The organism is Bradyrhizobium sp. UFLA05-108 (assembly GCF_059803455.1).
In genome coordinates, this window is the sequence record NZ_JBANAZ010000126.1 from 1 (window position 1) to 11,098 (window position 11,098).

The window sequence follows — 11,098 nt, forward strand, 5'->3', positions numbered from 1 at the left end:
GTGCCTTGGCGCTTTTTGGACGCCGGTCAGTTGACCCTGCGGAGCCTCCTTCTTGCCGGCGTCCAAAAACCAGCACATAAGCGGTCAAGCTCGCGCGGCGGTGCAATTAGCGAAGGGCCACGAGCGACCTCGGCGCCTGTTTTAGAAGTACTCTCTTTTTGCCACCAATCAATAAGCCAGCTGCATCAAACCAGGTGAAAGTCATGCTCATGCGCGTGCAACTCGGCCGTTGTAACGCCTAGCAGAGTAACCGTGCCGCCCTGTCCATCCGAAATAGCCGCACCAGCTGCCGTGTTAGTCGTGTGGGCCAAGATGTCGTGCGTACTTCTGAAGATGCTGTGATCGAACTCCAGCGTGTCTTCGTGAATATTGAAGTTCTTGATGATGTCGTTTCCAAAATCCGGTCGGAAGAGGAAAGTGTCGTCGCCCTTTCCTGCGATAAGGGTATCGCCGCTACCGCCAATCAAGACGGCGTCTCCATGGCCAGCTTTCAACGTATCGCCGCGTGCTGAGCCATCGAGCACGTACGGCCCGTTATGAGCCGCCGTGAGAGTTGTATTGGCTCCTGATAGGTATGTGGTGCCCTTTTCGAAAACGACGATGTTGAGCGTCGAAGTGGTCAAACCGCCGTGGCCGTCAGAAACGGTGTACGTGAAGGTGTCCTGCTTTATTCCACCGCGGTCGTCCCAGCCACGATCGTCCCACCCGCGGTGATACCAGCCAAAGTCGTCATGGTTGCGGCTCGCGGTGTACGTATAGCTGCCGTCGGCATTTAGGGTCAGCCAGCCATATTTGCCCTCGATAGCATGGCCCACAGCCTTCGTTTTACCATCGACGGCCTGGACGGTAAGTTTGTCGTGGATGTCGGGATCGCTGTCGTTAGCAAGCACACCCTCGTCGGCCGCGACCTTAAGAGTGCGCCCCCAAGCCACAACGTTACCATCTGGCGCCGCGACGGGGTTGTCGTTTGCGCCGTCAATTGTAACGACCACATCCTGCGTAACCGTGCCACCGTGCTGATCATCGATGACGACTGGAATGGTAGCGGTCACGCTCTCGCCAGTTCCTACAAAATCGATCTGCTTGTCCGCGAAGCTGAACACCCAATCGATAGTTCCAGCGTTGGTGTTGCCTGATTCAGGCTGGATGCTGATTGCCGCCTCAAAAGTCGCGATCTGAGCGGGGGTGAGAGCATAGTCATGACCGCTAGAGTCTTGGTATGAAAAGGTCTCGTCCTTGGTGTCGATAGTGGCTGCGGGGCGATGACTGAGGTCAGGATCGGTAAAGGCAATAACCCCGGTCACTTTGTCGATCGCAGTGCTGCCGGTGGTATGTGGCAGTTCGTTGATGGTCTCACTCGCTGTGGTATGAGTGCTGTCGAGTGTCGGCGGATCGTTCAGACCGTTAATTGTTATCGTCTCTGTTCCGGTGCCCGCTGTCCCTCGGCCATCACTAGCGGTGAACTTGAACGACATGGTCGTGCTTTCGCCGAGAGCCAGGTACTTATAGTTCGTACCTGGATCGAAACTGAAGGTGCCATCGGAGTTGAAAGTCAGCCCGGCCGGAGCGGTCCCGTCCAGTGCGTATGTGATGCCATTACCCGCCAGATCGACGGCCGACACAGAAGCTTTTAGAACCGTGTTCTGGTCGGTTGAGGTAGCACCATTAAAAGCAATGGGTCCTAGATCTTGACCCGGACTTTGTGTTTCATTTTGAGCCTGAGCGATCAGCGTCCCAAGATTGGCTCCCGTGAATAGGTTCGCGACTACTTGCAACTGACTAGAGTTGCCAGCCGCATTCGTGATCGCGGTCGATGCGGCTCCTTGCTCCACAAGTGCAATACCAGCGGCATCGCTGAGCAACTGAGCGCCGGACTGATCCGTCTGAAGAACGTGGTCCAGTGCGGCGTTGCCAGCTGCAATAACGGAGGCGATGGTATCGGCCGTGCCTTGCCCGAGTGTTATGCCCTCCATCTGCGCGACTTGGGTGAACAGGGCACTCAGAGCGGTCTTGTCGCTCAAATTGATGCCTGTGGCGTCCAAGGCAGAAGCAAGGGACGAAAACGCTGCCTGAAGACTCGGAGAAAACGCTGCGCCCATTCCGGCGAGCGCGGACGCAATCATAGAGACGGTGTCGTAGACCTTTTCACCCGCGACCTCTGCAGCAGCGCCATCGGGACTGCCGCCTTGCGCTGCAGCGATCGGATCGAATGTGGTGAGGTCTAGAGTTGTGGAAAGGCCGAGAGCCGTAAGAACCTTCGTTTGCGCAAATGAGTCTGAAGCAAGATCAGTAAGCAGTGTCGTCAGTGGAGTGATGTCGGTCGATCCTGCAGGCGCAGACAATTGTCCCTTAAACTGCAATCCTAGGGATGTATCCGTGCCCCCGTACGCGATCAGCGGGCCTGAGCCGCCGCTCAGCGAAAAGCTACCCGTTGAATCCGTTGTGGTCGAAACATCATTGGAGGCGAGTTGGCCGGTGCCATTGGCGTCGGCGAAGACGGTTGCGCCGGAAATGTAGCCTTCCGCGACTTTGGACAGCGAAAGGCCGAGCGCCTCCCATCCGAGTATTTCCGAAATGTCAGCTGGGGTGAATTGTAGAGAAGCATCTGGAACGCCAACATAGATACCGACAGCTGTGGATGAGCTTCCATCGGACACCCAGACCGGACCGCCACTAGCACCTGCGCCAAGATTACCCGGATCTTCTAGAAAGCCAGTGGCGCCAAGGATTACATTTTGGATAGAGTTATACTGAGGGCCAAGGCCACCTGGGTATCCAGTAATATTGACGCTTCCCGCCGCAAAGCCAGATGTCAGTTGAAACATTCCGTACGAGGCAAGATTGACCGAAGTGTTGATTACACCGAAGTCATGAATCTCATTCAGATCGTTAAATGTCGCTGAGCTAACATACTGTGGGTCCGTAAAGGTACTGAAGGTACCGATAGAAATATCAACGCCGTTGATCGTTACTATTGGACCCGAGACTGGTCCTAACGGGGATTCTAATTTCACATGTGTAAGTACGTGCGCGGCAGTGAGAATGGTGTGAGGGCCGACTATGAACCCCGTTCCAATGTCGGTGTCTCCATCTGGCGCCGTGTAGGTTAGCTGAACAACCGCGCTATAAGGATTGAACGTCTGTAGTGCCGGAGGCGGCGGTGCTGGTGACGTCGAATAATGGGTAGCCGGATTCGAAATGTACGCGATCTCCGTCCCCCCGTTCTTATCTGAGAATAGAGTCACCCCGCCTACGATCGGCTGCGATAGACTGAAATTGTAAACAGCTCCGTTGTCCACGAACTGAAGAGTCTTCGTGCTCGTCTCCCAAATCGTATAGCCATGTCCATCAAACGGCAAACTGGCAATATCAAAGCTGTCGCCCGGGGTAAAACCAGAGATCACGCCCGTCGGCGTCGTGCTCCCGTCGATTTTTAGCGTTGCATTGGTACCAGCAAACGTAATCGTCCCAATGTCAGCGCCGTTCAATTCTAGTGTCGAATTAGCGCCGATAGTCGCCGAGCCACCTCCTAGATTTCCATTGACCTCCAAGGTCCCGCCGCCAGAGATCGAAAAGCTATCTACCCCTGAACCGGCAGCGACTTTGGTTGTACCTGCGCCGTTGATCGTAACCGTCTGTGCGCCTGCGCCAAGTGCTAGGTTGTAGCTGCCACTACTTCCGTAAACGTTTGTAGTCACTCCAGTAGGACTGTCGCCAATTGCGAAAGTATGATGGAGATCAAACGTCTTGTCCGTGAGAGAAATAGCAATGCTAGTGTCACCAGGATCAGCATTCGGAAGCGTAATGGTGTCGCCACCACCCAGAGCATTGTAAAGGTCAGCACCGTCATCGATTGCGGCTGCTTGATTGTCCGTGAGACTGTTGAAATTGACGGTCTCTGCTCCTGTGGTGAAGAGCGTATTCTGGTCGATCGCACCAAATCCCGTATTGATACCGACGACGGCGCCCGTGCCTCCCGATTCAGTCAAGTTACTCAGTACGACCGAAAACTGTTCGGAGGGTGGACTAGAAAGTGGGTTTTCGAGAAGGGGAACCTGAATCGTTTGTGTTGTTTGTCCCGGTGCAAAGGTCAGCGTCCCATGGGAGTCTTGGAAATCCGCTCCTGCTATCGCCGTTCCATTATGGGTGGCGTAGTCGACAGTAATTGTGTCACTGCTAGGAGACGATAGTGAAACGGTGAAGGTTTCTGTCTGCGGCTGTGATGCCGACTTGTGAACCGTCGGCGCATTGCTAATATTTACGATTGGCCCTGAGGGCGGCCCTACATTGATCTCTTCCCACGCATAGGTCGTCCATTGAACAGTAAAAATACCGGGACTTGTACCGGGAGGTTCATATGGTGAGGGCTGCGCCTCTGTCGCGCTGTCAGTTGCCGTTGGACCGACCAAGATAGTTGGATCAGGCTGACTCCCTGCTACGAAGTAATTGCCAATCCCAATCGTGTAGGTCCATTCGACAATATTGGTCTCTTCAAAATGCCAATTGAGCCCGTTTGGCTGCTGCACCAATTCCCAATTCCCTTGAGGCACTGCTGCGTAAGCCTGTTCAATGTATCCGAAAGGGTAGGACGAGTACGGTGTCGGATCCACAGAAGGGCCGTAAACAGGATTGCCCAAAAACGAGGCCAGCTGACCGCTTCCCGGAAAATTCTGATCGTCAGGAGCGAAATTGCCCCGGTCCATGTTGTATACAAATTCGACCCAATACGTCGTCATTACTTCCTCACAAAGGAATGTCTACGAATTGAATGCTGCACGCGCAGCTTTGGAAACTCAGAAAGAATAATTGGCTACGGGAAGGTACAGTTTATTGATCGGTAAGCCATGACCCAAATGGGTCATTCCCGCCCTGTGCCGCGCGGCGCTCAATCCAACGGCTCACCGACAACCAAGGCCCCGCGCGTTTCAGCTGCGGCCGATGTGGACGCTGGTCAAAAAACTCACTAGCTCGGCTTGGCGCCCCGTTCCCGTCTTCGCCAACACAGACTTGAGTTGGTTGCGCACCGTCTCACGCGAGAGATTGCTATGCTTGGCGATCTGTTCGATGCTGCTGCCCTCCACGAGGCCGCGTGCAACTTTTGCCTCCGCCGGGCTCAGATCAAACAAGCCGTTGAGTACGTGAGCTGGCGGCGCCTTTGCGTTGGTTAGAGGGGTAACGACAAATACGCTCGACGCGCCGGAAAAAATGTCGCGCGCCTGCCGGCGCACAGGAAGCATATGCGCAACGCAAGCCGGGCCATCCCCGTTGGCCGGGACAGGAAACGAATACGCTCGCGCTTCTGCGTCGCGACCACCAAGGGCTTCGAGGGCGGCCCGAAATAGATCGTGCGAACGGTGATGTGAAATTATCAGTCGCCCCCCTGCCGCTGATTTGAATTGAGCGCCCATCTGCTCAAGCAGAAGATTGGCGGAAAGAACTCGCCCATTTGCGTCGAGGGCTGCTCCAGGCAATGCCAGCTTGCTCAGTGTTTCCGTCATGGCTCGGGCGCGCTCCAACCCCAAGCGAACTGCCAACAACGCAGAGCGGGCGAGGTGCGGGCGCAACGTATCGAGAACTGGTAGCACTTCCCGATCTACAAAGCCCTTCTTGTGGGAGCGCTCAATATTGAAAATGATGAGGTCGCCGGATGGCGCCGGTATCACAGTTCCAGTCCCGACGCCGCCGCCGAACTTCCGCAAGCAATCCACGTAGAATGGGTCTGTTTCGGCTTCTTCAGGAGTCACGAGATCGAGGTCGACGACGAAACCGGAGTAGTTCAGAGGCGCGAGACGCGATGCGCGTATGTTCTGGCGCATCCATCCTTCATCGATAAACGCGCGCAGCATGGGCGAAAGGCAGTCCGATGAAACGGCTCGAACATTTTGATCGGGATCAGCAGCAATCAGAATACCGCCATCGCAACGCGCAATGGCGGCAATCCGGTCGAGAATATCTATCCACAGATCAGGAATGACGGCTGCCTCGTAAATTCGATCAACGATATCGTTCATTGATCGCTGGCTCCGGCGTCATCGCAATTACAAAGAATCTCGATCCATGGGCCAGCAGTGCACGGAGCAAGCGCATCGGCGCGAAGTCGCCAATAAGCGGTAAGAGGTCTAATACGAAGATCATTCGCCAAAGGGCACGATGCAATAGAACGCATTCTCATGAACCCCCAAATGGCACATTTAAAAAAATTCAGTGCTGACAAGCAGTTGCGAGGCCTCTCGGTGATGGCGTCTCCGTCTGATTTATAAATTAAATGCTATATTAATTAATAGATAAATCCAGCTTCATTTAAAAGGTTGCCTACGGAAGTGCCCTGTCTTCGGCGCTGCACCACTAGCTTGCGGCGCGTCGGGGCCTGACGTCGACGATTTCGGCTGAGTTTGTCGGTTGGTTGAGATCCGCTTTCGTCCAAGAGCGCCGAGGCTGGGACCGGGCCAGAAGCATTGCGTTCGGCCAGACCCCCCGTGATTCAGGCTCCCAACCGGGGCCAGAATCGTATGCTACGAACTCAAGCTAATGCCGCCGAACAAGTTTTCTGCCGCTCCTCAGTAAGCGATCGCCGTAACCTCAATGGCCATTTCTTGGTCCTGCGATCCGGAGCACCCTGACGCGATCTGCCGGAGGCGTAGGACTGATGATCCAGGCAGCGCCACTTCATACGGCTTTTTACAGTCCCCGAGAGCCATTGCGCGAAGCGATTGGGGATGAAGGAAACCTGATTAATAGGAAAGGGGCATCCAGAAGCCTAGGAATCGTCTCAGTTCAGGGCACAAGTGCCGCGGCAGAATTGTCGGCCGTGATAGGCCCAAACCTCAGGCACTCCAGCATGACTATAAAGGACGATCCGATTTTCGCAGCCATCGAACGCCACCGGGAGCTGTCGAAACGGCATTCCGCGGCGGCGGATGTTTCTACGAAGCTCCTGGACGGTCCTGAATTTGAGGCGGCCGATAAGATCACCGCCTCCAGACGAGATGAGCTCGCCAAATATGCGGATACGCTGATCCGCACCGGTAGCAGGGATCGTGGCTTTGACGCGCTGCGTCGCCACCCTCGATGATTGGGAGCTGCCTGACGACGACCGCGAGCTCCGGCAGATCGCAACGGACCCGACCGGTGATTGGCGCCGTGTGTTCCTGAACACGCTGGCCGACGCGCTCGACAAGATCGGTCATCCCGAGAAGACGGCAAGATCCTAATCTTCGTTAAGGGGTGCGTCAGGCGAGTGTCAGCCCGCCATACGATCTTTCTCTACGTTCCCCTGCACGGGATTCGCGGTTGCGAGGTCCGGTCGGATTTGCTTCCAAGGTCGGGCCTCGCTTCGTTATCTCCATGGAGCCTCGCTACGCTCTCAGAGAGTGTATTTGCGTGTAAATGTGAGCGCGGCCAGGGCTCCCTCAAACGTGGTGGGCTCGATCTCATCGACCCTGTACCGCGCTTTGAGCTCGACGTCCTCTGCAACTTTCACCGCCTTTTGCAGCGGATTGAGCCGCGCATCCCGGCGCGCGATCGACGCAGCAAGCGCAGCATGCTCAGCGCGGTTGCGATCGGGGTACATGTCCGCTGGGGAGTACAGGTCGATCTGCTCGTGAGAGGTCGAACGAAATCCTCCAGCGCCCCAGGGATTGCCGACGCTTTCGACGTATGGTTCAAGATCGCCGGCTTTCTTCAGTTCACGCTCAGCCGCCTCTAGAGCATCGTACGCCTCTGCCAATGCTTTATCAGCCGAGCGGTGCGCCGCCAGGGCGGCGAACACCGGATCGCTGTCGGCGGAAGCGGCCGCCATCGTGGGAGCTGCGGCAATGACGGCGGCGCTTCGGACGAGCATGTTCATTATAGATCTCCTGTTGATTGCTTCCCCGCTCGAAGAAATCGACGGGCGCGAGGAAGGTTCTGGCTGGGTTTGAGGGAGCTGACATGCGCCAGATTGGCTAGCGGGAATCAGGTCACGCGATAACAATTGAGACGCGCCCGGAGCGCAAAGCGTGAGCGGAGCTAAGTGGGTCATGGAATTATCCTGTTGTGAGCCGCGGGAAGTTTTCAGGTGTCAAGTGGCTTGCAGTTGACGGATTTCGTCCCGGTAGGCGGCGATCGTTGCGCGCCAGGTAGGCCCGTGGTCGATGTAGGCGGCGCGGCCGATCAGTGCTTGCAGCGTCTCAACGCGCTCAGCTTTCGCCTGAGCCGCCTTTGCCGCGACCACGGCGTTCTGCATAGCTTCAGCCCAAGCTCGCCGGAGTGCCCACGCGAAGCACTTGCGGCCAATGTCGATGAATTTGATCTGCGGATAGAGGTACGTTTCTCGGAAGATGGCCCAAGCTCGGCGCATGATGGCTGCGCGGTCGAATTTGGGCATAGCTCCGCCGTTCACCGCGAAGGTGCTCTTTGTCATCTGGGTTGCTCGCTGGCTTGCTATCTGATACTAAAAGTATCTCATCGGATCGGGTAGGATGTCAATACTAAAAGTATCAATTCGTCAGATCAAAGCGGCCCGAGCGTTGCTCGGCTGGTCGCAGGATGATCTAGCCACTCAGTCAGGAGTGTCAGTCCCCACCGTCAAGAGATTGGAGGCTGCGGATGGTGAGGTTGGCGGGAGAGCGGAGACCGGTAACGCGCTTGTGGCCGCGCTTGAGAAGGCCGGTATAGAATTTATTCCAGAGAACGGCGGAGGGGCGGGGGTGAGGTTACGGAAGAGAAAGCGATAGCCAACCGCTGATTAACGTCACGACGCTCTGCCAGGGCATGGTTTCGGACCGCTGCTCGTGCAAAGCCGCTGAGCGTGCATTCAAGGAAGTAGGAACCTCATAAATGGGTTGGCTATCCCGAAAACTGGCTTTATGGGGCGCTAGTGCGCAGAAGCGCGAAATCACGGATTTTGTTCAGCGATTGGCCGCTCTCGATTCCGCAGAAGTGGGCATGATGGTTATCGCGGCTGCGGAATGGCGCAATCGGCTGGCCGAAACTGAGGGGTTGAGTTGCTGCAGCCAGGTGCCGTCCTAGCCCAGCACCCCGAACTGACCTTTAATTTCTCACGGACGGTTCAAAAACTGCAGGGCTCTGGCGATTTCGCGGCTGCGGCAGGGCTGATTGTCTGGGTGCATTCGCTGAGAGCCATGACCGATCCGCTTCTCAGAGAAGACGGAAGAGCTATGTGGCGGGAGTTGGCGCGCGGCTTTCCGCATGTGATGCGGACAACCGCAGAACTCGAGGCCGCAACCGGAAAAAGGGTCAAGATCGAAGGCTGGCAGACCTTTCCTGAGGGTTTAGGCGAACGGAGCTGATTGCTCGCCGCGTCGGCTGCTAGCTCTGGCAGGACAAAGGCAGCGCAACGTCCTCACGCCAGCATCGATTTCACTGACGACGCGGAGAATGTTGCGCCGTTCTCGTTGACGTGTCCAAGCCTGGCGAGCTCGGCCGCGATCTCGCGCAGGGAAAGATTGGCAGCCTGAAGGCGCTTCGCCTCTTGGACCATCTCGGGCTTGCGCTCGGCCCAGCTCTTTCTGCCCTCGACCTTGGCGCCTGTCCTGCGGCGTTTCCGCTCCCTAGCGCCTCGCAGCTTGGCCACCGTCATGGCTTTATCGAACTGGGCAACTGCCCCAAGGATCTGACGGATCAGCACCGCCGTAGGAGTATCGTCCACGAATTGATCGGGAGAGTCAGCCGCGATCAGTGCCACTCCCTCTGCGTTTAGACGCTTCCAGCCAGTTTCCTGGACGATCAAGTCCCGAGCGAAGCGATTGGCAGTTTCGACGATGATGGTCCGGACGCCATTGCCGGCGATCATTTCGAGGGCGGCCATGAAGCCTGGCCGAGTATCGATCGTGTCGCTTCCGGCAACGGCGGGGTCATCGAACCACGCCACGATCTTGTAGCCGGCGCGGTTGGCGTAGGCCTGGACTGCCTTCCGCTGGCGAACCACGCTGTCCTTGTCCGCCCCGACGTTCGCCGCTGAACTCGTTCTCGTGTAACCGATTGCAGGCCGCCGCTGGCGTTTCTCTTGACCTGACATGGGCTTAATCCCGAGTTGTACAGATATCTAAGGAAATCCGTACGACAGCCGGCCGTTCGGCACAAGAGAATTTAGGCGCAATGGATGGAGGGGCTGCAAATGAGAGGACGCTGCCAGTCGCTCGAGCAAGTTGGGGAAGCAGCGGGCCCCTCGCTGTCGATAATCAAACGCCTGGAGGCGAGGGAGAGGAGGACCTCGGAAAGCGTTCGAGAAAGCCGGTGGCAGACCTCAACTCATTACTACGGCTGACTTAAGCTTGCCTAAGCTGGTTAATTATATCTGTCAGGGCCGCGATGTGCCCCTCCAAGATGAGCTTGTTCGCCTCAGCGCTTCGTATTGTGTTTAAGAGTGAATCGATACGAGCCCTCATGGCAGAAATCTTTTCCTCTACCACGCGGTCGTCAAGCGACAATTCGCCACCGTCGCTTGTCACTTCGGGGTCGATAGGCGAGCGAGTTAAATTGACTTCGTCAATTTGGATATAGGTATATAAGTAGATGTTGGTTCGCAATGACCTCGGAGGATCTCCGCCAATATCCATACTGCCTTCCGAACGGTGAAGCTCAACTCGACCTCGCGGTATTTGGCTTAGACTAGCGCGATTTTCAGAGATGATTTTCTGTAATTGCTTGAGCGCCGCTCCGAACATTCCCGGTGCATCACTCAACCATTCAGTCATGCGTGCAATCGTCTGATCGAGGAACTGGGCTCTTTCGCGTCGATCTACGCGAACAACCTTGTATATCGCCAAGACAAATAGTGCGGCTCCGTTGGCTGCCTGATAGATGCTTGGCCCTCGCTCGAGCAACTCAAAGGCAGCTCTCTCGGATTCATCGCGCATTTCGCGGATGCCGTGAATGTTTACCGGACTAGCTGCCATGTAGACGTCAAACTGGCGCGTCAGCGCCCGCGATCGAATTACCGCTTCCTCATTGAAAAATCTCTCCAGTTGCTCGGGAATAAACACAAACAGATCCCGGAGCAGCGCGATAATTGTATCCATTCGGCGTAGGCCGCAGGGTCACCGCCTGAGCAGTTCAGGGTTCTCTTTGTAAACCTTGATGAGCTCGATCAGGTTTT

10 protein-coding genes are annotated in these 11,098 nt (G+C 56.2%); 4 read left to right on the top strand and 6 right to left on the bottom strand.

Annotated features, from left to right (window positions below; all coding sequences use genetic code 11):
- Positions 1 to 185: 185 nt before the first annotated feature.
- On the bottom strand, positions 186 to 4,736 hold the full coding sequence (locus SO140_RS44425; RefSeq protein WP_449384463.1) for a cadherin-like domain-containing protein: 4,551 nt from the start codon (positions 4,734 to 4,736) through the stop codon (positions 186 to 188).
- 189 nt (positions 4,737 to 4,925) lie between these two features.
- Positions 4,926 to 6,011: a helix-turn-helix transcriptional regulator gene (locus SO140_RS44430; protein WP_449384462.1), complete on the bottom strand. Its 1,086-nt coding sequence runs from the start codon at positions 6,009 to 6,011 to the stop codon at positions 4,926 to 4,928.
- Positions 6,012 to 6,838: 827 nt separating this feature from the next.
- Between SO140_RS44430 and SO140_RS44435 the strand changes: the two genes are divergently transcribed.
- Both SO140_RS44435 and SO140_RS44440 read left to right on the top strand, forming a co-directional pair.
- Entirely contained in the window at positions 6,839 to 7,072 is a 234-nt protein-coding gene (locus SO140_RS44435; RefSeq protein ID WP_449384461.1) for a hypothetical protein, read from the top strand.
- Entirely contained in the window at positions 7,044 to 7,211 is a 168-nt protein-coding gene (locus tag SO140_RS44440) for a hypothetical protein (RefSeq protein WP_449384460.1), read from the top strand. The genes SO140_RS44435 and SO140_RS44440 overlap by 29 nt, the downstream gene beginning before the upstream one ends.
- Positions 7,212 to 7,363: 152 nt before the next feature.
- Here the strand turns inward: SO140_RS44440 and SO140_RS44445 are convergent, their stop codons facing one another.
- Both SO140_RS44445 and SO140_RS44450 read right to left on the bottom strand, forming a co-directional pair.
- A complete protein-coding gene (locus SO140_RS44445) occupies positions 7,364 to 7,846 on the bottom strand; it encodes a hypothetical protein (protein ID WP_449384459.1) in 483 nt (160 codons plus the stop codon).
- 213 nt (positions 7,847 to 8,059) lie between these two features.
- On the bottom strand, positions 8,060 to 8,401 hold the full coding sequence (locus tag SO140_RS44450) for a hypothetical protein (protein WP_449384458.1): 342 nt from the start codon (positions 8,399 to 8,401) through the stop codon (positions 8,060 to 8,062).
- Between the two features lie 58 nt (positions 8,402 to 8,459).
- On the opposite strand from SO140_RS44450, the gene SO140_RS44455 reads away from it, so the two are divergent.
- Complete coding sequence (locus SO140_RS44455) at positions 8,460 to 8,714, top strand: helix-turn-helix domain-containing protein (RefSeq protein ID WP_449384457.1); 255 nt, start codon at positions 8,460 to 8,462, stop codon at positions 8,712 to 8,714.
- A gap of 270 nt (positions 8,715 to 8,984) precedes the next feature.
- Positions 8,985 to 9,290: a hypothetical protein gene (locus SO140_RS44460; protein WP_449384456.1), complete on the top strand. Its 306-nt coding sequence runs from the start codon at positions 8,985 to 8,987 to the stop codon at positions 9,288 to 9,290.
- A gap of 53 nt (positions 9,291 to 9,343) precedes the next feature.
- Here the strand turns inward: SO140_RS44460 and SO140_RS44465 are convergent, their stop codons facing one another.
- Both SO140_RS44465 and SO140_RS44470 read right to left on the bottom strand, forming a co-directional pair.
- Positions 9,344 to 10,018: a recombinase family protein gene (locus SO140_RS44465; RefSeq protein WP_498544092.1), complete on the bottom strand. Its 675-nt coding sequence runs from the start codon at positions 10,016 to 10,018 to the stop codon at positions 9,344 to 9,346.
- A 250-nt stretch (positions 10,019 to 10,268) separates the two neighbouring features.
- A complete protein-coding gene (locus tag SO140_RS44470) occupies positions 10,269 to 11,021 on the bottom strand; it encodes a hypothetical protein (protein ID WP_449384454.1) in 753 nt (250 codons plus the stop codon).
- Positions 11,022 to 11,098 lie beyond the last annotated feature (77 nt).

Bases quoted from the DNA above. Each gene is read 5' to 3' on its own strand.
- SO140_RS44425 (WP_449384463.1), bottom strand. From the start codon at position 4,736: ATGACGACGTATTGGGTCGAATTTGTATACAACATGGACCGGGGCAAT.
- SO140_RS44430 (WP_449384462.1), bottom strand. From the start codon at position 6,011: ATGAACGATATCGTTGATCGAATTTACGAGGCAGCCGTCATTCCTGAT.
- SO140_RS44435 (WP_449384461.1), top strand. From the start codon at position 6,839: ATGACTATAAAGGACGATCCGATTTTCGCAGCCATCGAACGCCACCGG.
- SO140_RS44445 (WP_449384459.1), bottom strand. From the start codon at position 7,846: ATGAACATGCTCGTCCGAAGCGCCGCCGTCATTGCCGCAGCTCCCACG.
- SO140_RS44450 (WP_449384458.1), bottom strand. From the start codon at position 8,401: ATGACAAAGAGCACCTTCGCGGTGAACGGCGGAGCTATGCCCAAATTC.
- SO140_RS44455 (WP_449384457.1), top strand. From the start codon at position 8,460: ATGTCAATACTAAAAGTATCAATTCGTCAGATCAAAGCGGCCCGAGCG.
- SO140_RS44465 (WP_498544092.1), bottom strand. From the start codon at position 10,018: ATGTCAGGTCAAGAGAAACGCCAGCGGCGGCCTGCAATCGGTTACACG.
- SO140_RS44470 (WP_449384454.1), bottom strand. From the start codon at position 11,021: ATGGATACAATTATCGCGCTGCTCCGGGATCTGTTTGTGTTTATTCCC.